The organism is Variovorax sp., assembly GCF_965279555.1.
Classification (GTDB): domain Bacteria; phylum Pseudomonadota; class Gammaproteobacteria; order Burkholderiales; family Burkholderiaceae_C; genus Variovorax.
The window spans coordinates 3,417,687-3,441,789 of record NZ_OZ257247.1 but is presented as its reverse complement, the minus strand read 5'-3'; the positions used below and the strand labels follow the sequence as shown (position 1 = coordinate 3,441,789).

Genomic DNA, 24,103 nt, shown 5'->3' with positions numbered 1-24,103 from the left:
GGCCGCGCGGCCCGCCACCGGGACTGCTTGCTTACTTCTCGATCACGAACGCGGTGCCCTTCGTGACGCTCACGATGGCCGTCTGCTGCGCGTCGTAGCCGGCGGGCTTGCCGGCCTTGTCCTTGGCGCGTGCGAAGGCGAAGGCGCCGGTGGCGCCGGTCCACTTCACGCTGGGCAGCGCGTCGCGCAGGGCGGTGCGGTCGGCCGCCAGGTTGCCCGACAGCTTCACGCCCTTGAGCGCCTGGGCCACCACGTACAGGCCGTCGTAGGCCTGCGCGGCGAACTGGTCGGGCGCCATCTTGAACTTGTCGTTGTAGGCCTTCTGGAACTTGGTGTTCTCGGGCGTGGCGTTGCTGGCCGACCAGGGGCTGCCGACGTACAGGTTGTCCGAGCTGCCCTTGGCCAGATCGAAGATCTTGGTCGAGTTCATGCCGTTGCCGCCGATGACCGGCACGTTCAGGCCGAGCTGGCGGGCCTGCACCATGATCGGCGCGCCTTCGGCCAGCAGGGCCGACAGCACGATGGCGTCGGGGTTGGTGGCCTTGATCTTGGTGAGCTGGGCCTTGAAGTCGACGTCGCCCTTGGCGAAGGTCTCGGTCGTGGTCACGGGCAGCTTCAGGTCTTCCAGGGCCTTCTTGAAGTTGTCGTAGCCGCTCTTGGTGAACACGTCGTCGTTGCCGTACAGCACAGCGACCTTCTTCACGTTGGCGTGCTTGATGGCCACGCGCAGGGTCTCGGGCAGCACGTCGGCCTCGGTCACGGAGTTGCGGAACACGTAGTCGCCGATCGAGGTGATGCCGTCGGCCGTGTTCGAGGTGCCGAAGGCCACCGTCTTGGCGGCCTGGGCGATCGGGTCGGCCGCCTGGGCCGAGTTCGACAGCGTGGGGCCGAAGGTCATCAGGACCTTGTCCTGGAAGATCAGCTTCTTGAAGACGTTGATCGCGTCTTCCTTCTTGCCTTGCTCGTCTTCGACGGCCAGCACGATCTTGTCGCCGTTGATGCCGCCGGCGGCGTTGATTTCGTCCGCGGCCAGCTGGAAGCCGTTGCGGATGGCGGCGCCGTACTGGGCGGCACCGCCGGACAGTGCGGCCGCGACGCCGATCTTGATGTCGGCGGCTTGCGCGCCGAAAGCGGTGGCCGCGGCGAACGCGAGCAATGCGGGCTTGAAGGAATTAGGGAGTCTCATGTCTTTGATGCCGTTTTCGGGGGGTGTATGTAAGGCGATATAACATTTTATGCCTCGTCTACACGAGACCGGGTTCGTGCGCGATAGGGGAAGGCGCCGGGCGCAGGGTAAACCCCCGCCGGAGGCTGTAAGCGCGTTTTTACAATCCCCCGGGCTTATACAAAAGTCCCCAACGCGGTCACAAGCCGCGTTTTGTTTTTTCAAAGAACTCGGAGAGCTATCAATGGATCGTCGTTCCCTTATCAAAAACGCCGGCATCGCCGGCGTTTTGGCTGCCGGCATTGCGCCTGCCGTTCATGCGCAAACCGCAGTCCGCTGGCGCCTGGCCTCGAGCTTCCCGCGCTCGCTCGACACGATTTTCGGCAGCGCCGAAATGCTGTCGAAGACTGTCAAGGCGCTGTCCGGCGGCAAATTCGAAATCTCGGTCCACCCCGCCGGCGAATTGATGCCCGCATTCGGCGTGGTCGACGCACTGCAGGGCGACACGCTCGAAATGGCGCAGACCGCCGCCTATTACTTCACCGGCAAGGATCCGATCTTCGCGTTCAGCTGCGCAGTGCCCTTCGGCCTGACCGCGCGCCAGACCGACTCGTGGAAAGAGTACGGCAACGGCCGCAAGCTGCTCGACGCCTTCTTCGCGCAATACAACTTCCGCACGGCCAGCGCCGGCAACACCGGCACGCAGATGGGCGGCTGGTACCGCAAGGAAATCAAGACGGTCGCCGACCTCAAGGGCCTGAAGATGCGCATGGGCGGCGGCGTGTTCGGCGAGGCCATGGCCAAGCTGGGCGTGGTGTCGCAGAACATGCCCGCCGGCGACGTGTACCAGGCGCTCGAAAAGGGCACGCTGGACGCAGCCGAGTTCGTCGGCCCCTACGACGACGAGAAGCTGGGCTTCAACAAGGTGGCTCCGTACTACTACTACCCCGGCTGGTGGGAAGGCGGCGCGGACCTCGAGTTCTTCATCAACAACAAGGCCTTCGCCAAGCTGTCGGACGAGAACAAGGCCATCCTCGACGCGGCCACCAAGGTCGCCGCGCGCGACATGATCGCCAAGTACGACGCCTACAACCCGGTGGCGCTCAAGCGCCTCGTGGCCGCCAAGACCGAACTCAAGCCGTTCCCCAAGGCCGTGATGGACGCGGGCTTCAAGGCTTCGATGGAAGTCTTCGCCGAGCACGAAGCCAAGTCGCCCGAGTTCAAGAAGATCCACCAGGACATGCGCGCCTTCCAGCGCGACCAGATCCTGTGGAACCGCTTCTCCGAGTACCCGTTCAACCAGTACATGAACTCGGTCAAGATCTGATCCCGACGCGACTCGCATGAAAAAGGCCGCCCCGTTTGCACGGGGCGGCCTTTTTACTTGCGGGGTTGCTCAGGGCTTCTGCTGCTGCTTGAGCGCGTCCTGCATGGCTTTCATGGGGTCGGTCTCGCCGCTTTCGGCCGGCGGGGCCTCGGGGGCTGGTGCCGGCGCGGCGCCTTCCGCGCCCGGCTGCGGTTCGGCGCCCGGCGTGGCCTCCTCGGGTCCGCCGTAGGGGTCGGCGGCCGGTCCGCCGTCCTCGGGCTTCAGGCTGTCGCGCATCTGCGCCCCGATGTCGTCGAGGTTGACCTTGACTTCCTTGTCGAGCGCGCCCGTCACGATCTGCGGGAACGCGATCAGCACGCCCACCATGGTGAGCTGGATCAGCACGAAGGGGATCGCACCCTTGTAGATCTGCATCGTCGTCACCGGCTCCATGACCTTCTGGGTCACGCGGTCCACGTACTGCTTGTCGGGTGCGACCGAGCGCAGGAAGAACAGCGCGAAGCCGAAGGGCGGGTGCATGAACGAGGTCTGCATGTTCACCGCCAGCAGCACGCCGAACCAGATCAGGTCGATGCCCAGCTTGTGGGCCACCGGCGCCAGCAGCGGCACCACGATGAACGACAGCTCGAAGTAGTCCAGGAAGAACGCCAGGAAGAACACCAGCACGTTCACCGCGATCAGGAAGCCCACCGGGCCGCCGGGCAGGGACGACAGCAGGTGCTCGACCCAGATCGGGCCGTCGGCGGCCTGGAACACCAGGCTGAACACGGTGGCGCCGATCAGGATGAACATCACGAAGCTCGACAGCTTGGTGGTCGAGGCCAGCGCCTGCTTCAGCAACGAGAAGCTCATGCGCCGGCGCACCCAGGCCATCACCAGCGCGCCCATTGCGCCCATTGCGCCGCCTTCGGTGGGTGTGGCAACGCCCAGGAAGATGGTGCCCAGCACCAGGAAGATCAGCAGCAGCGGCGGAATCAGCACGAAGGTCACGCGCTCGGCCAGCCGCGACAGCAGGTTGAGCTTCAGGCCCTTGTTGATCAGCGCGATCACCAGGGCCACGAACACGCCGCCGCACATGGCGACCACGACCTTCTCGTCGGTGGCCACCGAGGTCACTTCCTGGCCCTGGAACCAGGTGTGGACGGCCGCCATGTTGCGCGCCAGCCAGACCGCCACCACGGCCGACAGCGCGGCAAGCGCCACCAGAGACGTGTAGCCGCCGCTGCCGTTGGGTTCGCGGAAGGTGCGCGCCTCGGGCGGCAGCGCCGGCACCTGCGCGGGCCTGAAGATCGCGAGGAACACGACATAGACGACGTACAGGCCCATCAGCATGAAGCCGGGCAGGAAGGCGCCCTTGTACATGTCGCCGACGCTCTTGCCGAGCTGGTCGGCCATGATGATCAGCACCAGCGAGGGCGGGATGATCTGCGCCAGCGTGCCCGAGGCGGCAATGACGCCGCTGGCAAGCCGCCGGTCGTAGCCGTAGCGCAGCATGATCGGCAGCGAGATCAGGCCCATCGAGATGACCGAGGCCGCCACCACGCCGGTGGTGGCCGCCAGCAGCGCGCCGACGAAGATCACCGCCAGCGCCAGGCCGCCGCGCATCGGACCGAAGACCTGGCCGACCGTGTCGAGCAGGTCCTCGGCCATGCCGCTGCGCTCCAATATGAGCCCCATGAGCGTGAAGAAGGGCACCGCCAGCAGTGTGTCGTTGGCCATGATGCCGATCAGCCGCTGGGGCAGCCAGGCCATCACCGACGACTGGAACACGCCGAGCTCGATGCCGACGAGACCGAAGAACAGGCCGCAGGCCCCGAGGCTGAATGCGACGGGATAGCCCAGCAGCAGGAAGCAGATCAGCCCCGCGAACATGATCGGGGCGAAGTTGGCAACAATGAATTCCATGGTGTCTGTGCTCGGCCGTTCAGTGTTGCGGGCCGGTAGCGGCCGTGCCGGCCTTGGCGGCGTCTTTCTCGGCCTGCAGGCGCAGGGCTTCGATCAGTTCGGCCTCGGCCGTCTTGTCGGTCAGCCGGCCCATGGGGTCGGGGCCTTCGCCGCGCAGGAACGCGATGCGCTTGATCAGCTCGGACCAGCCCTGCAGCATCAGCAGCAGGAAGCCGGCCGGCAGCGCCGCCCACACGGGCCAGCGGATCAGCCCGCCCGAGTTGCCGGACATCTCGCCCGACTGGTACATCTGGATCACCACGGGCATCGACAGGTAGAGCACCGTCAGGCACAGCGGCGTCAGGAAGAATGCGAAGCCGATGATGTCGATCCACACCTGCTTGCGCTTGGACAGGCGGCTGTTGAGCACGTCGATGCGCACATGCTCGCGATGCAGCAGCGTGAAGCCGGCGGCGATCAGGAACGACCAGGCGAACAGATACCACTGCACTTCGAGAAACGCGTTGGAGCTGGTGTTGAATATCTTGCGCACCACCGCGTTGAGGGCGCTGATCACCGTGGCGGCCAGGATCAGCCAGATCGCGTATTTGCCCACCTGGGCGTTGAGCCAGTCGATGGCCCGGGAAAGCTTGAGCAAGCCTTGCATTTCATCTCCATTTTTGTATTGGATGCCCCACATACGACCGCACCCGACGCACTGGCCTTGTGTGCCAGCGGGTCGGGTGCGTGAGGCGGTGCGGATTCTATCGATGTAATCGAAAGTGTCTTCTGGGGGCTACCCGGAGGCTGGGCTTGGCCATAATGTTTCATGGCCCAGACACCGCGACCCACTCCGGCCCCGGCCGTGTCGACGTCCCAATCGATCGATTCCCCCGACATGAGCCGGGCCGGCCGGGAGCTGCTTTCCCTGGCGCTGATCGACGCGCGCAACCACACGCTGCACCTGCTCTCGCTCTTCGAGCAGGCGCTCGGCGAAGGCATGCCGACGCCGCGTGGGCCCGACGTCGTGCCGCCGATCTGGCTCGCCGGGCACATCGGATGGTTTGCCGAATGGTGGATCGGGCGCAACACCCAGCGCGCCTTCGGTGCCGATTGCCCGGTGCGGCCCACGCGGCTGGCGGCCATCGAGCCCGGCGCCGACAGTTGGTGGAACCCGGCGCAGGCCGCGCCCGACCAGCGCTGGTCGCCCGAGCTGCCCGACCTCGCCCAGACCAAGGCCTACCTGCTCGAGACGCTGGAGAGCACGCTCGAACTGCTGGAGCACGCGGCCGAGACCGACGCCGGCCTTTACTTCTACCGGCTCGCGCTGTTCCATGAAGACCTGCGCGGCGAGCAGTTCGTGGTGATGGCGCAGACGCTGGGGCTGCCTCTGGGCGTCGAGCAGGCGCCCATCGCCGTCACGCGCGAGCCGCTGCTGCTGCCGGCCACCCGTTGGGAACTGGGCGTGCCCGACAGCGGCTTTGCCTTTGCGCAGGAACGCGCCACGCACCGCATCGACGTGCCGGAGTTCGAGATCGACGCCCAGCCCGTCACCTGGAACCAGTACGTCGAGTTCGTCGACGACGGCGGCTACGACCGCGAGGAGCTGTGGCGCGGCGAAGGCTGGCGCTGGCTCGGTGCCCAGATCGAAGGGCGGCGCGGGCCGCGCCACGTGGAGCAGATCGGCGCCGCGCGGCACGGCTCCGGCGGCTCGGTGCTGCAGCATCGCTTTGGCGCGACGGTACGCGCCGCCGGCCATCACAGCGCGGTGCACCTGAGCTGGTGGGAGGCCGATGCCTGGGCGCGCTGGGCCGGGCGCCGCGTCGCGACCGAGGTCGAATGGGAGATCGCGGCACACACTGCCGCGCGGCGCGGCTTCCGCTGGGCCGACGTGCACGAGTGGACCGCCGGCACGCTGAACCCCTGGCCCGGCTACCGTGCCGACCCGTGGAGCGCGGGCGGCGAGTTCGATCCCGCTGCGGCATTCGGACGTGCGCGCGTGCTGCGCGGCGCGTCGTTCGCGACACGCGCGCGGCTGCGCTCGCCCAAGCGGCGCGGCTTTGCATTGCCGGAGCGCGACGACGGATTCTTCGGCTTCCGTACCTGCAGTCTTTGATTCGCCCCCAGGCTGCGCGCACTTCGTGTCGCTTCGCCAACCCCCTTCCGGGGGCAGCGCCTGCGGCCCGGCGAAGCCGGTTCCGCGGCGCTCCACGATGGGGTGCGGCGGGGTGGTCTCAATCGTTTTCGGAGACGATGCCTTGGTCTGCCGCCAGCGGCGGCGCCACTTCTTCCAGCGGCTTGCGTTCAGCGTCGGCCGCATAGCGCAAGGCCAGCAGCCCCGCCACGATGACCAGCATCGCGCCGATGCCGTAGCCCACCATCACCGCGCCACGGCTGCCGGTCTCGATCAGCAGGCCGAACAGCACCGGCGCCACGAAGCCGCCCGCGCCCATGCCGACGGCGTAGAAGATGGCGATGGCCATGGCGCGCATCTCCAGCGGGAACACCTCGCTCACGGTGAGGTAGGCCGAGCTTGCGGCCGCCGAGGCCAGGAAGAAGACCGCCGACCAGCACAGAGCCTGGCTGCGCGCATCGAGCCAGCCCATCATGAAGGCCCAGCCGGTGAGCGCCAGGCCCACGCCCGCGAGCACATAGGTCAGCGCGATCATCTTGCGCCGGCCCACGCTGTCGAACAGCGGGCCCAGCAGCAGCGGGCCGAGCACGTTGCCTAGCGCGAACGGAAAGATGTAGAGCGCCACGCTGGCTTCAGGCACGCCGTAGAAGCGCGTGAGCACCAGCGCGTAGGTGAAGAAGATCGCGTTGTAGAAGAAGGCCTGCGACACCATCAGCGCAAGCGCGACCACGCTGCGCTGCCGGTAGCGCTTGAACAGCACGCGCGCCACCTCGCGCATCGACGGGCTGGTCCGGTGCGCATCGGTGTAGTTCACATGGCCTTGCGGCGCGGGCAGCGTGCCGTGCTGCGCCGAGACCTCCGCCTCGATCTGCTCGACGATGCGCCTGGCTTCGTCCGCGCGCCCGTGCGCAATGAGCCAGCGCGGGCTTTCGGGCACGTCGCGCCGCACCAGCAGGATGGCCACCGCCAGCACCGCGCCCAGCGCGAAGCCCACGCGCCAGCCCCACACCGGGCCGATCACATGGGGGTCCAGCAGCACAAGGCTCAGCCCCGCGCCGAGCGCCGCGCCGATCCAGAAGCTGCCGTTGATCGCGAGATTGACGCGCCCGCGCACGCGCGCCGGAATCAGTTCGTCGATGGCCGAGTTGATGGCTGCGTACTCGCCGCCGATGCCCAGCCCGGTAACGAAGCGGCAGAGCGCGAAGAAGGCGAAGTCGGGAGAAAAAGCCGTGGCCAGCGTGCCCACCGTGTAGACCACCAGCGTCACGAGAAAGAGCTTCTTGCGCCCGAGCCGGTCGGTGAGCCGCCCGAAGAGCAGGGCGCCGATCACCGCGCCCGCCACGTACACCGAGCCCGACAGGCCGATCTCGCTAGCCGTGAGGCCCAGCGTGTCGGGCCGCTCCAGCACTGCGCCGATGGAGCCCACCAGCGTGACCTCCAGGCCGTCGAGCACCCAGGCCACGCCCAGCGCGATCACCACGCGCCAATGCCAGCGCGACCACGGCAGGCGGTCCAGGCGGGCGGGGATGTCGCTGCGCAGAGCCGTCATGCGCGAAATTATGTGAAGCACGCCGCCTCCACGGTTGTAGGACCGGCGCTGCAATGCGCCGGTCCAATGGCTCCGAAGTTCAGGCTCTGGCGTTCAGGCCGCGACAGACACCGACACCTGCCGGATGCCCATGGCCTCGAGCGTGTCGGCAATGGCCGCCACCGCGCCCGGAATGCCCGCATCGCCGAAGTGCCCCATGCAGCCGACGCGGAAGGTCTCCACCTGCGTCAGCTTGCCGGGGTAGAGGATGTAGCCGCGCTTCTTGACCTCCTGGTAGAAGGTCTTGAAGTTGTAGTTGGCGTCGTCCGGTGCGTGGAAGGTGATGATGATCGGCGCCTGGATGGCCGGGTCGAGGAAGCTGCGGAAGCCCAGCGCGGCCAGCCCGTCGATGAGCCCCTTGCAGTTGCGCGCATAGCGTGCGCCGCGCGCCTTCAGGCCGCCTTCTTCGATGTACTGCGCAATGGCGGTGTCGAGCGCCGCGACCACGTGCGTGGGCGGCGTGAAGCGCCATTGCGTTGTCTTTTCCATGTACACCCACTGGTCGTGCAGGTCCATGCTCAGGGAGTGGCAGTTGCCTTCGCATTTTTCGAGCGTGTTGCGCTTGATGACCACGAAGCCCATGCCCGGCACGCCTTCGAGGCACTTGCCCGAAGCGGCTACGACCGCATCGAAGGGCGTCTTGCGCGCATCGATCTCGATGGCGCCGAAGGAACTCATGGCGTCGATGATCAGCCCGCAGCCGTGCTTCGCGACGACCATCGCGATCTCGTGCAACGGGTTGAGCACGCCGGCGCCGGTCTCGCAATGCACCACCGCGACATGGGTGATGCTCGGGTCGGCCGCGAGCGCGCGGTCGACGTCCGCGGGCGAGACCTGCTTTTCTTCCGTGTAGTCGATGGTGCTCAGCTTGCGCCCGAGCACCTTGCAGATCTTGGCCAGGCGCTGGCAGTAGGCGCCGTTGCTCGGCACCAGCACATGGCCGTCGCGCGGAACCACGGTGCCGATGGCCGCTTCCACCGAGAAGGTACCGCTGCCCTGAAGCGGAACGCATTCATGCGTGCCCGTGCCGTGCACGATGTTCAACACTTCCTTGCGGATGCGCGCGGTGATCTGGTTGAAGTCGGCGTCCCACGATCCCCAGTCGCGCAGCATCGCATTGCGCGTGCGGTCCGAAGTGGTCAGGGGGCCGGGGGTGAGCAGGATGGGGTAGTCGGCTTGACTCATGGTGTCTCCAGGCAAGGAAGGGAACGGGGCAGGGGTTGTCGTGGGTTCAGCCGCGGCTCAGGTTGCGCCAGGCCTGCGTGCGCGACAGCAGCACGCGGGTGAGCAGCGAATAGGCGATGCACACGACGGTCGAGGTGACGACGATCAGGCTGGCCAGCGCCGCGGCCGGGCCGATGTCGCCGGCGTCGTCCAGATGCATGATCGCGACCGAGGCCAGGATGGTCTCCGGCGTGTAGAGAAAGATGGCGCACGACAGGCTGGCCATCGACACCACGAAGAAATAGCGCCCGATGTCCAGGATGGCCGGCAGGCACACCGGTACCGTCACCCGCAGGAAGGTCTTGAAGAACGGCACCTTGAGCGAGGCCGACACGGCTTCGAACTCGTTGTCGATCTGCTTGAGCGCGGTGACGGCCGTGAGGTGGCTCGACGTGTAGTAGTGCACCACCATCGAGATGATCAGGATCGCCATCGTCTGGTAGAGAAAGTTCAGCGGGTTGGCCGGATGGTTGAAGAACATCACGTAGCCCAGGCCGAGCACCAGGCCGGGCACCGCCATCGACAGCACCGCCATCAGGTGCATGCCCTTGCGCATCAGGCCCAGGTTGCGCGTCTTCTCGATCAGGTAGGCACCCACGAACACGATGAGCGAGCCGGCCACGGCGGTGGCCATGGCGACGATCAGGCTGTTGGTGTACGCGTTGGCCATGTCGCTTTCGATCAGCACGAAGTGGTAGTGCTTCAGCGTTAGCGAAAGGTCATAAGGCCACAGCGAGATCAGCGAGGTGTAGATCGCCATGCCGATGGTGGCCAGCAGCAGGCCGCACACCACCGTGCAGAACAGCGTCAGCAGCGGATCGGCGAGCTTGCGGCGCTTGGGGCTGTAGGGCACCGAACGAGCCGTGAGCTGCGCCTTCAGCTTGCGCCGCACCACGTAGTCGATGACGAAGGAAATGATCGACGGAACGAGCAGCAGCATGCCCACCACCGCGCCGATGGAGAAGTTGTGCTGGCCCACCACCTGCTTGAACACGTCGACCGACAGCACGTTGAAGTTGCCGCCGATCACCTTGGGTGCGCCGAAGTCGCTCACCACGTAGGTGAAGACCACGGTGGCCGCGCTGATCAGGCCGTACTTGCAGGACGGCAGCGTGATGGTCATGAACTGGCGGAACGGCCGCGTGCGCAGCGCCGTGGCCGCCTCGTACAGCCGGCCGTCGGCCAGCGACAGCGCGGTGACCAGGATCATCAGCGCATGCGGAAAGGTGTTGTAGACCTCCGCCATGATGATCCCCGGCGCGCCGTAGATCGACACGCCGCCCAGCAGGAACTTGAGCGCGCCCTGGTTGCCGAACCACTGCACGAAGGAAATGGCCGACAGCAGCGAGGGTGCCAGCAGCGGGATCAGCGCGATGAGGCGGAACACCGCCTTGAGCGGCGTCGGCATGCGGCTGCGCGTAAGCGCATACGCGAAGACGAAGGCGGTGGGCACCGAGATCATCACCACGGCCGCCGACACCCAGATCGAGTTCCATGCCGCGCGCAGCAGGCTGGGCGTCTGGAAGTAGGTGATGAAGTGGGTGAGGCCGACGAAGCGGCCTTCCTTGTCCTGCACCGCATGCGCCAGGATGGTCAGGAGCGGCGCGATCAGGAACACGAACAGCATCACCATCACCACGAGCAGGATCGCGCGGGCAATGGTTTCGTCGCGGCTCCAGCGCATGACGGGGCGTGCGTTGAACGCAGCGAGTGCGGGAAGAGGGCGGGCCAGCGTGTTCATGGCTTCGGTGCGCGGGCGGAGAAGGCGCGGATGCGGTTCGCTCGCAGCGCGATGTCGATGGTGTTGCCTTCGCGGATGTCCAGGTCGTGCAGCTGGTTGAGCGAGAAGTGCAGGCCCAGCGCCTGGCCGTGCAGCGCATCGGCCGTGACCTCGGCGATGCAGAGTCCGCCGAGGAACTCCACCTTGGTGACCAGCGCCCGCAGGCGGTTGGCCGTGTCGTCATTCAGGTGCTCGACCGCACGGTCTTCGGGGCGCAGGTAGAGATTGATGGCTTCTCCGGGCTCGAAGGCGCCGTCGCAGGCATCGCACTGCAGTTCCATGTCGCCTACCTTGAAGCGCTGGTTGCCCAGCGCAACCGCGCGCAGCACGTTGACCTTGCCGACGAAATCGGCAACGAAGGGCGTGGCCGGCTGCTCATAGACTTCCATCGGCGTGCCGACCTGCTCGATCACGCCGTGGTTCATGACCACGATGCGGTCCGCCATCGACAGCGCTTCTTCCTGGTCGTGCGTGACCATGATGGTCGTGATGCCGACCTGCTTCTGCAGCCGGCGGATTTCGCCGCGCAGCCGTATGCGTTCCAGCGCATCGAGCGCCGACAGCGGCTCGTCGAGCAGCAGCAGGCCGGGGCGCGTAGCAAGGGCGCGCGCCAGCGCCACGCGCTGCTGCTGCCCGCCGGAGAGCTGGCTGGGGTATTTGTTGCCCGAGGTCGGCAGGCCGACCAGCTTCAGCAGCTCTTCGACGCGGGCCTTGATCTCGCCGCGCCGGGCACGGCTGTTGACCAGGCCATAGCCGATGTTCTCGGCGATCGACAGGTTGGGAAACAGCGCATACGACTGGAACACGATGCCGTAGTCGCGCCGGTCGGGCGGCAGCCACGAGACGTCCTTGCCGTTCTGCAGGATCTGCCCGGAGGTCTGCGTCTCCAGCCCCGCGATGATGCGCAGCAGCGTGGTCTTGCCGCAGCCGGAGGGGCCGAGAAAGCACAGCATCTCGCCCGGGTTCACCCGCAGGTGCACGTCGCGCAGCGCACTGAAGGATTCGAAGTCCTTGCGCACGCCGATGATCTCGAGCGCTGCGGGAGCGCTCGCAGGCACCGGGCTGGCAATGAACTTGGTGTCGGTCATATCCATTTTTCGCACTCGTCGTTGGCGCACGCCTCGGGAATGGGCGTCGCGGGTTGTGAGAGGGACTACGGGCCTGTCGAACCGATTCGTGGGACACCGCGGAACCGGCTTTGCCGGGCCGCAGGTGTCGCCCCCGGCAGGGGGTTGGCGAAGCGACACGAAGTGCGCGCAGCCTGGGGGCGAGCCCTATTTCGGTTCAGCCTTGCCTTCGTAGCGCTTGCTCCACTCGGCCAGGATGCGTTCGCGGTTCTTTGCAGCCCAGTTGATGTCGTTCTTGGCCAGCAGCTTTTCGTAGTTGTCCGGAATGCCTTCCAGCTTCGAGGCCACGCCGGGATAGGCCACCACTGCCCACCATGTGGAGGTGATCTGGTTGGCCTCCTTGCTGGCCATCCAGTCGGCGAAGCGCTTGGCCTGGTCCAGCTTCTTGCTCGTCTTCATGACGCTGGTGGCCTCGATGTCCCAGCCCAGGCCTTCCTTCGGGAAGATCAGGTCGACCGGCGCGCCCGACTTCTTGACCTGGTGCGCGCGGAACTCGAACGAGATGCCGATGGGGAACTCACCCGCGCCGGCCTGCTTGCAGGGCTTGGAGCCCGAGTGCACGTACTGCGCGATGTTCTGGTGCAGCGCATCCATGTACTTCCAGCCCTCGGCATCGCCCATGTTTTGCAGCCAGGAAGACACGTCGAGGTAGCCCGTGCCGCTGGAGGCCGGGTGGGGCATGGTGATCGTGCCCTTGTAGACCGGCTTGGCCAGGTCCTGCCAGGTTTCCGGCTTGGGCAGGTTCAGCTTCTTCGCCTCGACGCGGTTGAAGCAGATGGTGGCCGCCCATACGTCCATGCCCACCCAGGCCGGCGGGCGCGCGGCGTCGGAGTAGGCCGGGTTCAGCTCCTTGAAGCCCTTGGGCTCGTAGGGCAGGAGCATGCCTTCCTGCTGCAGCAGCGCGAGGCTGCTGGCGGCCAGGCCGGCCACTACGTCGGCCTGCGGGTTGGCTTTTTCGGCCAGCAGCTTGGCGGTGACGATGCCGGTGGAGTCGCGCACCCACTTCACTTCGATGTCGGGGTTGGCTTTTTCGAAGGCGTCCTTGTAGAGCTTCATGGCGTCGGTTTCGAGCGCCGTGTAGACCAGCAGCGAGGTCTTTTGCGCCCATGCGGCGCCGCTGGCCGCAAGGCCTAGCGCGGCCGCACACAGAACCGCCGTGAGACGGCGCGTGCTTTGTTTCATCGTCATCTGTTTCTCCTGAGAGGGCTTGCTGTCACTGGAAGAGGTGAGTGGCGGGCTCCGGCAATGGGTGTACCAAGCTCCGGTGAGCAAAATGTAGATTGGTGATTGAAGACTGTCAATAAAAAATTGTTGACAGTTTTCAATTCATCGGGAAAATACGCCCCATGGTCACCAGCAATCACTCCGCCGCCCTCGCATTCCTCCAGTCCAGCTCGCTGCCGATGCTGATGCAGGAAGAAATCGAGCGTTTGATCATGACGGGCGAGCTTCCCGTCGGTAGCCGCATCAACGAGAGCGAGCTCTCGCAGCGCTTCAACACCAGCCGCGGCCCCATCCGGGAAGCGCTGCGTGCGCTGGAAGAGGCCGGCCTCGTGCGCAACGAAAAGAACCGCGGCGTCTTCGTGCGCGAGATCGCATTCGAGGAAGCCGACGAAATCTACGAACTGCGCGAGGCGCTGGAAGAAGTCATCGGCCGGCGCGTGGCGCTTGCCATCAAGCACGACGCCATCGAGCGCCTGCGCGCCATGCTCGACGCGATGCGTTCGGCAGCCCAGGCCCAGGACGTGGAGCAGTACGCGCAGCTCAACCTGCAGTTCCACGAGATCCTGCTCGACACCGCAGGCAGCAAGAAGCTGACCGAAACCTACAAGCGCCTGGTCAAGGAACTGCACCTTTTCAGAATGCGCGCGCTCGACAGCGGCGGCGGCCTGCGGGTTTCGGCCGACGAGCACCGCGCCATCGTCGACGCCATTGCCAGCGGCAACCCCGACATCGCGGGGCAGGCGCTGCGCAAGCACGTCGCCGGCAGCCGCGCACGCATGCACAAGGCCTTCGGCCGCGCCGATTCCGCTCCCATTGAAGCCCCGAACAACCCACCCCAAAAGGAAGTCTGAAATGACACCGGAGACACTCGAAGTCAATGCCCGCAGCTACCGCTGGATGTCGCGCCCCGTCGTGGTCGTGTGTGTCGACGGCTGCGAGCCGGCGTACCTGGACGCAGCCATCGCCGCGGGCGTGGCCCCGTACTTCGACCGCATGAGGAAGTCCGGCGCCAACCTGCTGGCCGACTGCGTGGTGCCCTCGTTCACCAACCCCAACAACCTGTCCATCGTGACCGGCGCACCCCCGGCGGTGCACGGCATCTGCGGCAACTACTTCTTCGACCGCGAGCTCGGCCAGGAAGTCATGATGAACGACCCCAAGTACCTGCGCGCGGGCACCGTGCTGGCCGCCTTCGCGGATGCGGGCGCCAAGGTCGCCGTCGTCACCGCCAAGGACAAGCTGCGCAAGCTCCTGGGCCACCGCATGAAGGGCATCTGCTTTTCCTCCGAGAAGTCCGACCAGGTCACGATGGAGGAGAACGGCATCGACAACGTGCTCGACATGGTCGGCATGCCCGTGCCCTCGGTGTACAGCGCCGAACTGTCGGAGTTCGTCTTCGCCGCCGGCGTCAAGCTGATGGAGTCGCGCCGCCCCGACCTCATGTACCTGTCGACCACCGACTACGTGCAGCACAAGGCCGCCCCCGGCAGCCCCGCCGCCAACGCCTTCTACGCCATGATGGACGGCTACCTCGCGCAGCTCGACGCCCTGGGCGCCACCATCGTCGTCACCGCCGACCACGGCATGAACGACAAGCACGGCGCCGACGGATCGCCCAACGTCATCTACCTGCAGGACGTGCTCGACGGCTGGTACGGCGCTGGAGCCGCACGGGTCATCCTGCCGATCACCGACCCGTACGTGGTCCACCACGGCGCCCTCGGCTCCTTCGCCACCGTGTATGCGCCCGACGAAGCCAGCGTGCCCGGCTGGATCGAACGCATCCGGCAGGTGCCCGGCATGGAGTCGGTGCTCTCGCGCAAGGACGCCGCCGCGCGCTTCGAGCTGCCGCCCGATCGCATCGGCGACATCGTGGTCGTCAGCGAGCAGAACACCGTCATCGGCACCTCGGCCAGCCGGCATGACCTGTCGGCGCTCGAAGTGCCGCTGCGCTCGCACGGCGGCGTCTCGGAGCAGCGCGTGCCGCTGATCTGCAACCGCCCGGTCACGGGCATTGCCAGCACGCGCCGGCTGCGCAACTTCGACGCGCTCGACATCGCGCTGAACCACGCCCAGTAACGACAACGACTTCCGGAGCACTTCCCCATGAGCCAAGCCATCCTGAAGCCGGGCACCGTCCACCGCGAGGCCCTGCGCATTGCCGGCGAGCGCGTGCACCGCGACCGCACCATCGAGGTCACCTACCCCTACACCGGCGAAGTCATCGCCACCGTGCCCAAGGCCACGCTGGACGACGTGCGCCATGCCCTGCGTGTCGCGCGCGACTACAAGCCCACCCTCACGCGCTACGAGCGCTACAAGATCCTGATGCGCGCGGGCGAGATCATCGCCTCGCGCCTGGACGAGATCTCGCGCGTCATCACCATGGAGTCGGGCCTGTGCCGCAAGGACTCGCTGTACGAAGTGGGCCGCGCCTCCGACGTGCTGCTGTTCGCCGCCAACCAGGCCCTGGTGGACGACGGCCAGGTGTTCTCGTGCGACCTCACGCACCACGGCAAGAGCCGCAAGGTCTACACGCTGCGCGAGCCGCTGCAAGGCGCCATCACCGCCATCACCCCGTTCAACCATCCGCTGAACCAGGTGATCCACAAGGTGGCGCCGGCCATTGCGACCAACAACCGCATCGTGCTCAAGCCCAGCGAGAAGACGCCGCTCACCGCCTTCCTGCTGGCCGACATCCTGTACGAGGCGGGCCTGCCGCCGCAGATGCTGTCGGTCCTCACCGGCGATCCGGCCGAGATTGCCGACGAGCTGCTGACCAACGCCGACGTCGATCTGGTCACCTTCACGGGGGGCGTGCCCATCGGCAAGTACATCGCGGGCAAGGCGGTCTACAAGCGGCAGATCCTGGAGCTGGGCGGCAACGATCCGATCATCGTGATGGAGGATGCCGATGTCGAGGAGGCGGCGACGCTGGCGGCCAGCGGCTCGTACAAGAACTCGGGCCAGCGCTGCACGGCGATCAAGCGCATGCTGGTGCACGAGTCGGTGGCCGATCAGTTTGTCGAGCTGCTGGTCGCAAAGACAAGAGCGCTGAAGTACGGCGACCCGATGGACCCGGCCACGGACATGGGCACGGTGATCGACGAGGCGGCGGCAGTCCAGTTCGAGTCGGTGGTCAACGAGGCCATCAAGGCGGGGGCGAGGCTGCTCTATGGCAACGAGCGCCGCGGAGCGCTGTATTCGCCGACGGTGCTCGACCATGTGGACCCGCAGATGACCGTTGCCAGGCACGAGACCTTCGGGCCGGTGTCGCCGGTGATCCGCTTCAAGAACATCGAAGAAGCGATACGCATCTCCAACGGCACGGCCTATGGCCTGTCGTCGGCGGTGTGCACCAACCGCATGGACTACATCACGCGCTTCATCCGCGAGCTGAACGTGGGCAGCGTCAATGTGCGCGAGGTGCCGGGCTACCGGCTGGAGCTCACGCCCTTCGGCGGCATCAAGGACTCCGGCCTGGGCTACAAGGAAGGCGTGCTCGAGGCCATGAAGAGCTTCACCAACTGCAAGACCTATTCGCTGCCCTGGTAGACAAAGATGAGCCTGAGCATTCCCGACATCGTCGGCCTGTTCGAAACCAAGGGCGGCGCGCAGTACGACGGCGAGCCGGTCACGCAACTGGAGCATGCGCTGCAGTCGGCGCACCTGGCGGAGCAGGCGGGCGCCGGCAGCGAGCTGATCGCCGCCTCCCTGCTGCATGACCTGGGCCATCTGCTGCACGACTTCGGCGGCACGCCGACGCAGCAGGGCCTGGACGACCTGCACCAGTACCGCTGCCTGCCGTTTCTTCGTGCGCTGTTCGGCCCGGCCACGCTGGAGCCGATCCGCCTGCATGTGGATGCCAAGCGCTTCCTCTGCGCCAGGGAGCCCGGCTATCTCGAAGCGCTCTCGCCCGATTCGAAACGCAGCCTGCAGCTGCAGGGCGGCGTGTTCGACTCCGCGCAGGCCAGCGCTTTCGAGGCCCTGCCGTATGCAATGGATGCGGTCCGCCTTCGGCGCTGGGACGACACGGCCAAGTGCTCCGATGCGAAGACGCCAGACCTGGCGTACTACGCTCGTCACCTGGCGATCGCGTCCAAGCCCGTTGCCACGGCACCGGCATGAGCGCCGCGACACCGGTCGCCCTGACCAGACGCCCGGCAACGGCGCAGGACATTCCCTTTCTGCTCGCGCTGCGGCAGCAGACGATGAACGGCCACGTCATAGCTTCCGGGGCCGAAGTCAGCGACGCGCATCACATGGCGCGGCTGATGCATCGCTTCGAGTGCGCCGAGGTCCTGCTGCACCAGGGGATGCCGGTCGGCCTGCTCAAGGTGTCGCGCGATCCGCATGAATGGGTCGTCATACAGATCCAGCTGGCGCCCGTCTGCCAGGGTGGCGGCATCGGCACCGGGCTGCTGGCCGAAGTCATCGACCAGGCTGCAAGCGCCGGCGTCGACCTCACGCTCAGCGTGCTGAAGGCGAATCCCGCGAAGTCGCTCTATGAGCGCTTCGGGTTCGTCGTCGAGCGCGAGTCCGAGTTTTCCTGCGAGATGCGGCGCAAGCCCTGAAAAAACTGCGAGCCCGACATGCGCCCTTTCTGGATCGAACAGGCTCTCTTCAACGAGGGTGAGCTCGCGCCCGCGCTGCAAGGCGAGCAGAGTGCCGATGTCTGCATCGTCGGCGGCGGTTTCACCGGTCTCTGGACGGCCATCCAGGCAAAGCTGCAGTCGCCCGCGCTCGACGTCGTCATCCTCGAGAGCGATCTCTGCGGCGCCGGCGCGAGCGGCCGCAACGGCGGCTGCCTGCTCACATGGTCGGCCAAGTTCCTCACGCTGCGCCGGCTGTTCGGCGAGGACGAGGCGGTGCGCCTCGTCAAGGCATCGGAGGCCGCGGTGCAGCACATCGCCGACTTCTGCGCCGCGCACGGCATCGACGCCGAACTGCGGCAGGACGGCACGCTCTACACCGCCACCTCGCAAGCGCAGATCGGCACCCTCGATCCGATGATGCAGGCGCTGGAGGCGCGCGGCATCCATTCCTATCGCACGCTGCCGCCGGAAGAGGTGGCGCGCCGCTCCGGCTCCGCGCGCAACCTGGCGGGCGTGTATTCGCCGATTGCCGCAACCGTGCATCCCGGCAAGCTGGTGCGCGGTCTGCGGCGCGTGGCACTGGCCATGGGCATCCGCATCCACGAGCGCACGCCGATGCTGGACTTCAGCACCGGCCATCCGGTCGTGGTGCGCACGCCCACCGGCAGCGTGCGTGCGAAGAAGCTGGTGCTCGCGATGAACGCATGGATGGCCAGCACCTTCCCGCAGTTCGAGCGGACCATCGCCATCGTGTCGAGCGACATGGTCATCACCGAGCGGTGCCCTGAGCTGCTGCAAAAGATCGGCCTGACCGACGGCGTGTCGGTGCTCGATTCGCGCACCTTCGTCTATTACTACCGCAGCACGGTCGACGGCCGCATCATGCTGGGCAAGGGCGGCAACACCTTCGCCTGGGGTGGCCGCATGGCCAAGGTGTTCGACGAGCGCTCACCGTACGAAGCCGAGCTGACGCAGGCCCTGCGTTCCTTCTTTCCGGCATTGAGCGACACGCCGATCACGGCCAGCTGGAACGGCCCGTCCGACCGCTCGGTGACGGGCTTTCCGTTCTTCGGCAGGCTCGATGGCGCGCCGCACATCTACTACGGCTTCGGCTACTCGGGCAATGGTGTCGGGCCGACCTACATGGGTGGCCAGATCCTGTCGTCCCTGGTGCTCGACCAGGACAACGCATGGACCCGCAGCCCGATCACCCGGGGGCCGCTGGGCTACTTTCCACCGGAGCCGGTGCGCTACGTGGGCTCGATCGTGGTGCGCAACGCGATCCGCCGAAAGGAACTGGCCGAGGACCAGAACCGCCAGCCGTGGCTGGTGGACCGCATGCTCAGCAAGCTGGCCAACGCCGCGGGCAAGGCCGACAAGGCCTGATGCCCCGCGGGGGGCCTGTTCTGCTTCAGTTGGTTTCGGCGAGTGCGTCGGCCAGTGCGTTGACCATGCGGTCGATCTCGGCCTTCTCGGCAATGAAGGGCGGTGCCAGCTGGATGGTGTCGCCGCCGTAGCGCACGTAGAAGCCCTTCTTCCAGCAGTTCATAGCGATCTCGTACGGACGGCGTGCAGGCTCGCCCGGCACCGCGGCGATGGTAAGGCCGGCGGCCAGGCCGAAGTTGCGGATGTCGGTCACGTGCTTGCTGCCCTTGAGGCTGTGCACCGCGTTCTCGAAGTGCGGCGCCAGCGCCTGCACGCGGCCGATCATGTCTTCCTTCTGCAGCACGTCGAGCGCTGCGATGCCGGCGGCGCAGGCCACCGGGTGCGCGCCATAGGTGTAGCCGTGCGGGAACTCGAGCATGTAGTCGGGGCCGCCGGCTGCCATGAAGGTGTCGTAGATTTCCTTGCTGGCGACCACGGCGCCCAGCGGCTGCGCGCCGTTGGTCACCTGCTTGGCTATGTTCATGATGTCGGGCGTCACGCCGAAGGCTTCCGAGCCCGTGAGCGCGCCGCAGCGACCGAAACCGGTGATCACTTCATCAAAAATCAGCAGGATGTTGTTGGCCGTGCAGATGTCGCGCAGGCGCTTCAGGTAGCCCTTGGGCGGAATCACCACGCCGGCCGAACCGGCGAAGGGTTCCACGATGACGGCTGCGATGTTCGATGCGTCGTGCAGTGCGATCAGGTCGAGCAGGCGGTCGGCCAGTTCGGCGCCGTTCTCGGCCATGCCGCGCGTGAAGGCGTTGGCGGCGAGCTGCGTGTGCGGCAGGTGGTCGGCTTCGACGCCCTGGCCGAACAGCTTGCGGTTGGCCGCGATGCCGCCGACCGAGATGCCGCCGTAGTTGACGCCGTGGTAGCCCTTCTCGCGGCCGATCAGGCGGGTCTTGCTCGCCTGGCCCTTGGTGCGCCAGCAGGCGCGCGCCATCTTCAGGGACGTGTCGGCGGCTTCGGAGCCCGAGCCGGTGAAGAACACGTAGTCCAGCCCGGCGGGCGTCAGTTCCTTGATCTTGTTGGCCAGCTCGAACGAGAGCGGGTGGCCGAACTGGAAGGCGGGCGAGTAGTCGAGCTTGGCGATCTGGCGGCTCACCGCCTCGGTGATCTCGGGGCGGCCGTGGCCCAGGCCGGAGCACCACAGGCCCGAGAGGCCGTCGAAGATCTTGCGGCCGTCGATGTCGGTGAAGTAGGCGCCCTTGGCCTCCACGATGATCCGCGGATCGGCCTTGAAGTTGCGGTTGCCGGTGTAGGGCATCCAGTGCGCGTCGAGCCAGGCGGCGTCGGTGCGCAGTGCGGGCGTGGGTTCGATGGCGGGGGCTGCAAGGGTCATGGCGTTCCGCGCGGGCGGGCTCCGAAGGGGGTTGTGAATGCGCCGATTGTTGGCAGACCCTTCAGTGTGGAGAATGGCGCAATATCAATGTTCACTTGACACTTCATGCAAGTAAAGGCCAAGGCCCAAAACAGTGCCCAAAACAGCGCCCGTAATCGCGCCGTCCTGGGGCAGCTCAGCGACATGGACCTGCGGCTGCTCAAGGTTTTCAAGAGCGTGGTCGACTGCGGCGGCATGGCGGCCGCCGAGCTGGAGCTGAACATCGGCACCTCCACCGTGAGCCGGCATGTGAAGGACCTGGAAACGCGGCTGGGCCTGGTGCTGTGCCGGCGCGGCCGGGCCGGCTTCGCGCTCACCGCCGAGGGCCAGCGCGTGTACGACGAGACCCTGCGCCTGCTGGCTTCGGTAGACGCCTTTCGCGGCAGCATCGACGACATCCACAACCGCATGGGCGGCCAGCTGGAGGTGGCGCTGTTCGACAAGACCGCGACCAACCCGAAGGCGCGCATCGGCGAGGCCATTGCGCGCTTCACCGATATAGCGCCGGAAGTGAGCCTGGCGGTGCACGTGGGCTCGATCAACGCCATAGAGCAGGGGGTGCTGGAAGGCAATTTCCAGATCGGCATCATCCCGGCGCACCGCGCCTCGCAGAGCCTGGTCTATGCGGACCTGTTCGACGAAACGATGCTGCTGTACTGCGGCAAGGGCCATCCGCTGTTCGACAGCTCCCATGCCAAGCTCACCTGGCCGAAGCTGGGCGAGCATCATTTCGCGGGCCTTGGCTATCACTCGCCCAACATGGAGCTGAGCCACAGGGCGCGGCTGTCGCGCAAGGCGACGGGCTTCGACCAGGAAGCCATTGCCACGCTGATTCTGTCGGGGCGCTTCCTGGGCTTTCTGCCCGACCACTATGCGCAGGTGTTCGAGCAGCGCGGGCTGATGAAGGCGGTGCTGCCGGCGCGGTTCAACTACGCGTGCCGCTTTGTCAGCCTGCTGCGGCGTTCGCCGAAGCCGTCACGGGCGGTGCTGGCGTTCCAGGCTTGTCTGGAGCAGGTCCACGCCTGACGGTCGTTGTGCACACCCCCTGAACGGACCGGCCTAACGCTGCCCGCTGGGCAGCAGCAGATGCTTGGCCCCGATGTGCGCCTCCATCTCGTGCATGTGAGCCTCGGCATCGACCATGTGCTCGGCCATCAGCCGGCGCACCTCTTCGGCGTCCTCCTTGCGGTAGGCCGCCAGAAGTTGCGTGTGATAGTCGACGTTGGCCTCGCCGAAATGATGATGTTCCAGCGCCTTCTTGTAGACCACCAGGTCACGCAACAAGTCGTTCAGAAAGCGGCACATGAATGAGAGCACCGGATTGGGGCAGCTCTCCGCCAGCATGGTGTGGAAGCCGAGTTCCGCCTCGCGCTGCATGCGCAGTTCGTCCTCGTTGCTCGGCTCGATGGTGCACAGGCGGATGTTTTCCTCGAGCTGCTCGAACTGCTCCGGCGTCAGCTTGCCGACCACGCTCACGGCCAGTTCGGGCTCCAGTGCCTTGCGCAACTGATAGATATGGTGCCCGTCCAGGTGATGGAAATGCAGGAAGTTGCGCAGCGGCTCCGACGCATGGTCGACCGACACCTGCTGCAGGTACGCCCCACCGCCGGGCCCCGTGCGGATAGAGACGAGGCCGCGCACCTCCAGCGCCTTCAGGGCCTCGCGCACCGTGCTCTTCGAATAGCCGAAAAGCTCGATCAGTTCTTTCTCGTTCGGTAGCCGGTCGCCGGGCTGCTTGCGCTCCGCCACGATCCAGCGCTTGACGTCTTCGACGATGACGTCCGAGAGCTTTTGCCGTTTAGGACGGTTCTGCCCCACTCTCATTGAAACGCTCCATGCCCATCGGGAGATGCGCGGGATGCGCAACAGCGGGCGATCTTAAACGGCGTCACGCGGCGGGGCAGTGTGGTATTGGGCACAAGGATTGCTAGCGGGTTTTTACCAGCATATTAATCCTATTTATCCGCTTAAATTCGCCGGCGATCGCAGGCACCACCTTTTCCTTACTTCCCACCACGACCGGAGAACTCATGCAACGCAGACACCTTCTTCACCTGGCCGCCCTGTCGGCTGCCCCCGCTTCCCTGCTGGCTGGCCGCGCCGCCTTTGCCCAGTCGGCGGAGGCGATCCGCTTCGGCTGCCCGGTCCCGATGTCGGGCGCCTTTGCGGCGAACGGCAAGTACGCCGACCTGGGCATGAAGCTGGCCATCGAGCAGTACGGCAGCGTGCTCAAGCGCCCGCTGGCCTACACGGTGCTCGACACCGAAGGCAAGCCCGCCACCGCCGTGCGCAAGGTGCAGGAGGCCTCGCAGCAGCAGGGCGCGAAGTTCTTCGCGGGCGGCATCCTGTCGTCGGAAGCGCTGGCCATGGGCAAGGAGGCCGAGAAGGCCGGCGGCCTTTTCATCACCACCGCCGGAGCGGACGAGATCACCGGCAAGGACTGCAACCCTGCCACCTTCCGCTGGTCGGTGCCCACTTTCGGTGCCATCGAGCAGACGGTGCGCCCGCTGATCGCCACCATGCCGAAGGCCAAGCGCTGGTACACCATCACGCCGCAGTACGTGTTCGGCGACGGCCTGCTGAGCGCGGCCAAGAACATCTTCCAGGAGAAGGGCATCGAGCATGTGGGCAACAGCTACCACTCGCTCAACGAGAAGGAGTTCAGCGGCTACCTCACCAACGCGATGGCCGCCAAGCCCGACGTGCTGCTGCTGTTGAACTTCGGTGCGCAGTCGTCTGCCGCGCTGCGCCAGGCCATCAGCTTCGGCATGCACAAGAACATGACGATCCTCATGGCCTGGGCCTCGGGCCTGGAGCAGTTCGACGAACTGGGCGCCGACCTCTGCGAAGACGTGTACTTCGGCGCGCAATACTGGCACACGGCCGACACCGCGCTCAACAAGGACCTGGTGAAGCGCACCGCCGACAAGCTCAAGATCGTGCCCAACTACAGCCTCGCGGGCTCGTACATCTGCACCAAGATCCTGATCGACGGCATCGTCAAGGCGGGCACGGTCGACCAGAAGGCGGTGATCGCGGTGCTCGAGGGCATGAAGTTCGACGGCCTCACCGGCACCGAGGAAATCCGCAAGGCCGACCACCAGGTCATCAAGGACTACTACCTGCTCAAGGGCAAGGCCAAGTCGAAGATGAAGAACGCCGCCGACTACGTCGACGTGGTGAGTTCCGGCAAGTCCTTCCTGCCGGCAGACAAAACCGGCTGCAAGCTGGCCTGACGCAACGCAAGCC

Annotated in this window: 20 protein-coding genes; 10 read left to right on the top strand and 10 right to left on the bottom strand. The window is 66.2% G+C overall.

Annotated features, from left to right (window positions below):
* Positions 1–31 precede the first annotated feature (31 nt).
* Entirely contained in the window at positions 32–1,186 is a 1,155-nt protein-coding gene (locus ACQY8B_RS16270; RefSeq protein ID WP_422087663.1) for an ABC transporter substrate-binding protein, read from the bottom strand.
* 223 nt (positions 1,187–1,409) lie between these two features.
* Here ACQY8B_RS16270 and ACQY8B_RS16265 point away from each other — a divergent pair, with 223 nt between their 5' ends.
* On the top strand, positions 1,410–2,492 hold the full coding sequence (locus ACQY8B_RS16265; protein ID WP_081266844.1) for a TRAP transporter substrate-binding protein: 1,083 nt from the start codon (positions 1,410–1,412) through the stop codon (positions 2,490–2,492).
* 69 nt (positions 2,493–2,561) lie between these two features.
* On the opposite strand, the gene ACQY8B_RS16260 is transcribed toward ACQY8B_RS16265, so the two are convergent.
* Both ACQY8B_RS16260 and ACQY8B_RS16255 read right to left on the bottom strand, forming a co-directional pair.
* Positions 2,562–4,397, bottom strand: coding sequence for a TRAP transporter large permease (locus ACQY8B_RS16260; RefSeq protein ID WP_422087662.1), 1,836 nt, complete (start codon positions 4,395–4,397; stop codon positions 2,562–2,564).
* A gap of 19 nt (positions 4,398–4,416) precedes the next feature.
* Positions 4,417–5,043: a TRAP transporter small permease subunit gene (locus ACQY8B_RS16255; protein WP_422087661.1), complete on the bottom strand. Its 627-nt coding sequence runs from the start codon at positions 5,041–5,043 to the stop codon at positions 4,417–4,419.
* 162 nt (positions 5,044–5,205) lie between these two features.
* On the opposite strand from ACQY8B_RS16255, the gene ACQY8B_RS16250 reads away from it, so the two are divergent.
* Positions 5,206–6,492 carry an SUMF1/EgtB/PvdO family nonheme iron enzyme gene (locus ACQY8B_RS16250; RefSeq protein ID WP_422087660.1) on the top strand — a complete coding sequence of 429 codons (1,287 nt, stop codon included), beginning with the start codon at positions 5,206–5,208 and terminating at the stop codon, positions 6,490–6,492.
* 118 nt (positions 6,493–6,610) lie between these two features.
* Here the strand turns inward: ACQY8B_RS16250 and ACQY8B_RS16245 are convergent, their stop codons facing one another.
* The 5 genes from ACQY8B_RS16245 to ACQY8B_RS16225 form a co-directional block, all read right to left on the bottom strand.
* On the bottom strand, positions 6,611–8,059 hold the full coding sequence (locus tag ACQY8B_RS16245; RefSeq protein ID WP_422087659.1) for an MFS transporter: 1,449 nt from the start codon (positions 8,057–8,059) through the stop codon (positions 6,611–6,613).
* A gap of 93 nt (positions 8,060–8,152) precedes the next feature.
* Positions 8,153–9,283 carry a 2-aminoethylphosphonate--pyruvate transaminase gene (locus tag ACQY8B_RS16240; RefSeq protein WP_422087658.1) on the bottom strand — a complete coding sequence of 377 codons (1,131 nt, stop codon included), beginning with the start codon at positions 9,281–9,283 and terminating at the stop codon, positions 8,153–8,155.
* A 46-nt stretch (positions 9,284–9,329) separates the two neighbouring features.
* On the bottom strand, positions 9,330–11,063 hold the full coding sequence (locus ACQY8B_RS16235) for a putative 2-aminoethylphosphonate ABC transporter permease subunit (protein ID WP_422087657.1): 1,734 nt from the start codon (positions 11,061–11,063) through the stop codon (positions 9,330–9,332).
* Positions 11,060–12,196, bottom strand: coding sequence for a putative 2-aminoethylphosphonate ABC transporter ATP-binding protein (locus tag ACQY8B_RS16230; protein ID WP_422087656.1), 1,137 nt, complete (start codon positions 12,194–12,196; stop codon positions 11,060–11,062). The genes ACQY8B_RS16235 and ACQY8B_RS16230 overlap by 4 nt, the downstream gene beginning before the upstream one ends.
* A 180-nt stretch (positions 12,197–12,376) precedes the next feature.
* The gene (locus tag ACQY8B_RS16225) at positions 12,377–13,417 is read right to left on the bottom strand and encodes a putative 2-aminoethylphosphonate ABC transporter substrate-binding protein (RefSeq protein WP_422087655.1); all 1,041 of its coding nucleotides are present in this window, start codon (positions 13,415–13,417) and stop codon (positions 12,377–12,379) included.
* Positions 13,418–13,575: 158 nt separating this feature from the next.
* Between ACQY8B_RS16225 and ACQY8B_RS16220 the strand changes: the two genes are divergently transcribed.
* The 6 genes from ACQY8B_RS16220 to ACQY8B_RS16195 are packed head-to-tail and all read left to right on the top strand — an operon-like array spanning position 13,576 to position 19,434.
* Positions 13,576–14,304 (top strand): phosphonate utilization associated transcriptional regulator, encoded by a 729-nt coding sequence (locus ACQY8B_RS16220; RefSeq protein ID WP_422087654.1) that lies wholly within the window; start codon positions 13,576–13,578, stop codon positions 14,302–14,304.
* A gap of 1 nt (position 14,305) precedes the next feature.
* Positions 14,306–15,532 carry a phosphonoacetate hydrolase gene (gene phnA, locus ACQY8B_RS16215; RefSeq protein WP_422087653.1) on the top strand — a complete coding sequence of 409 codons (1,227 nt, stop codon included), beginning with the start codon at positions 14,306–14,308 and terminating at the stop codon, positions 15,530–15,532.
* A gap of 27 nt (positions 15,533–15,559) precedes the next feature.
* Entirely contained in the window at positions 15,560–17,008 is a 1,449-nt protein-coding gene (phnY, locus tag ACQY8B_RS16210; RefSeq protein WP_422087652.1) for a phosphonoacetaldehyde dehydrogenase, read from the top strand.
* 6 nt (positions 17,009–17,014) lie between these two features.
* A complete protein-coding gene (locus ACQY8B_RS16205) occupies positions 17,015–17,581 on the top strand; it encodes a phosphonate degradation HD-domain oxygenase (RefSeq protein ID WP_422087651.1) in 567 nt (188 codons plus the stop codon).
* Positions 17,578–18,027: a GNAT family N-acetyltransferase gene (locus ACQY8B_RS16200; RefSeq protein ID WP_422087650.1), complete on the top strand. Its 450-nt coding sequence runs from the start codon at positions 17,578–17,580 to the stop codon at positions 18,025–18,027. Before ACQY8B_RS16205 ends, ACQY8B_RS16200 begins: the two co-directional genes overlap by 4 nt.
* Before the next feature lie 18 nt (positions 18,028–18,045).
* On the top strand, positions 18,046–19,434 hold the full coding sequence (locus ACQY8B_RS16195) for an FAD-dependent oxidoreductase (RefSeq protein WP_422087649.1): 1,389 nt from the start codon (positions 18,046–18,048) through the stop codon (positions 19,432–19,434).
* A gap of 25 nt (positions 19,435–19,459) precedes the next feature.
* On the opposite strand, the gene ACQY8B_RS16190 is transcribed toward ACQY8B_RS16195, so the two are convergent.
* Positions 19,460–20,815, bottom strand: a complete 1,356-nt coding sequence (locus ACQY8B_RS16190) for an aspartate aminotransferase family protein (protein WP_422087648.1) — start codon at positions 20,813–20,815, stop codon at positions 19,460–19,462.
* A gap of 105 nt (positions 20,816–20,920) precedes the next feature.
* Between ACQY8B_RS16190 and ACQY8B_RS16185 the strand changes: the two genes are divergently transcribed.
* Complete coding sequence (locus ACQY8B_RS16185; protein WP_422087647.1) at positions 20,921–21,880, top strand: LysR family transcriptional regulator; 960 nt, start codon at positions 20,921–20,923, stop codon at positions 21,878–21,880.
* A 33-nt stretch (positions 21,881–21,913) separates the two neighbouring features.
* Here ACQY8B_RS16185 and ACQY8B_RS16180 read toward each other — a convergent pair whose 3' ends face one another.
* Complete coding sequence (locus tag ACQY8B_RS16180) at positions 21,914–22,678, bottom strand: FadR/GntR family transcriptional regulator (RefSeq protein ID WP_422087646.1); 765 nt, start codon at positions 22,676–22,678, stop codon at positions 21,914–21,916.
* Positions 22,679–22,884: 206 nt separating this feature from the next.
* Between ACQY8B_RS16180 and ACQY8B_RS16175 the strand changes: the two genes are divergently transcribed.
* Positions 22,885–24,090, top strand: coding sequence for an ABC transporter substrate-binding protein (locus ACQY8B_RS16175; RefSeq protein WP_422087645.1), 1,206 nt, complete (start codon positions 22,885–22,887; stop codon positions 24,088–24,090).
* Positions 24,091–24,103 lie beyond the last annotated feature (13 nt).

Excerpts from the sequence above, each read along its gene's own strand:
- ACQY8B_RS16270 (WP_422087663.1), bottom strand. The coding sequence starts at position 1,186 with ATGAGACTCCCTAATTCCTTCAAGCCCGCATTGCTCGCGTTCGCCGCG.
- ACQY8B_RS16265 (WP_081266844.1), top strand. The coding sequence starts at position 1,410 with ATGGATCGTCGTTCCCTTATCAAAAACGCCGGCATCGCCGGCGTTTTG.
- ACQY8B_RS16260 (WP_422087662.1), bottom strand. The coding sequence starts at position 4,397 with ATGGAATTCATTGTTGCCAACTTCGCCCCGATCATGTTCGCGGGGCTG.
- ACQY8B_RS16255 (WP_422087661.1), bottom strand. The coding sequence starts at position 5,043 with ATGCAAGGCTTGCTCAAGCTTTCCCGGGCCATCGACTGGCTCAACGCC.
- ACQY8B_RS16250 (WP_422087660.1), top strand. The coding sequence starts at position 5,206 with ATGGCCCAGACACCGCGACCCACTCCGGCCCCGGCCGTGTCGACGTCC.
- ACQY8B_RS16245 (WP_422087659.1), bottom strand. The coding sequence starts at position 8,059 with ATGACGGCTCTGCGCAGCGACATCCCCGCCCGCCTGGACCGCCTGCCG.
- ACQY8B_RS16240 (WP_422087658.1), bottom strand. The coding sequence starts at position 9,283 with ATGAGTCAAGCCGACTACCCCATCCTGCTCACCCCCGGCCCCCTGACC.
- ACQY8B_RS16235 (WP_422087657.1), bottom strand. The coding sequence starts at position 11,063 with ATGAACACGCTGGCCCGCCCTCTTCCCGCACTCGCTGCGTTCAACGCA.
- ACQY8B_RS16230 (WP_422087656.1), bottom strand. The coding sequence starts at position 12,196 with ATGGATATGACCGACACCAAGTTCATTGCCAGCCCGGTGCCTGCGAGC.
- ACQY8B_RS16225 (WP_422087655.1), bottom strand. The coding sequence starts at position 13,417 with ATGACGATGAAACAAAGCACGCGCCGTCTCACGGCGGTTCTGTGTGCG.
- ACQY8B_RS16220 (WP_422087654.1), top strand. The coding sequence starts at position 13,576 with ATGGTCACCAGCAATCACTCCGCCGCCCTCGCATTCCTCCAGTCCAGC.
- phnA (WP_422087653.1), top strand. The coding sequence starts at position 14,306 with ATGACACCGGAGACACTCGAAGTCAATGCCCGCAGCTACCGCTGGATG.
- phnY (WP_422087652.1), top strand. The coding sequence starts at position 15,560 with ATGAGCCAAGCCATCCTGAAGCCGGGCACCGTCCACCGCGAGGCCCTG.
- ACQY8B_RS16205 (WP_422087651.1), top strand. The coding sequence starts at position 17,015 with ATGAGCCTGAGCATTCCCGACATCGTCGGCCTGTTCGAAACCAAGGGC.
- ACQY8B_RS16200 (WP_422087650.1), top strand. The coding sequence starts at position 17,578 with ATGAGCGCCGCGACACCGGTCGCCCTGACCAGACGCCCGGCAACGGCG.
- ACQY8B_RS16195 (WP_422087649.1), top strand. The coding sequence starts at position 18,046 with ATGCGCCCTTTCTGGATCGAACAGGCTCTCTTCAACGAGGGTGAGCTC.
- ACQY8B_RS16190 (WP_422087648.1), bottom strand. The coding sequence starts at position 20,815 with ATGACCCTTGCAGCCCCCGCCATCGAACCCACGCCCGCACTGCGCACC.
- ACQY8B_RS16185 (WP_422087647.1), top strand. The coding sequence starts at position 20,921 with ATGCAAGTAAAGGCCAAGGCCCAAAACAGTGCCCAAAACAGCGCCCGT.
- ACQY8B_RS16180 (WP_422087646.1), bottom strand. The coding sequence starts at position 22,678 with ATGAGAGTGGGGCAGAACCGTCCTAAACGGCAAAAGCTCTCGGACGTC.
- ACQY8B_RS16175 (WP_422087645.1), top strand. The coding sequence starts at position 22,885 with ATGCAACGCAGACACCTTCTTCACCTGGCCGCCCTGTCGGCTGCCCCC.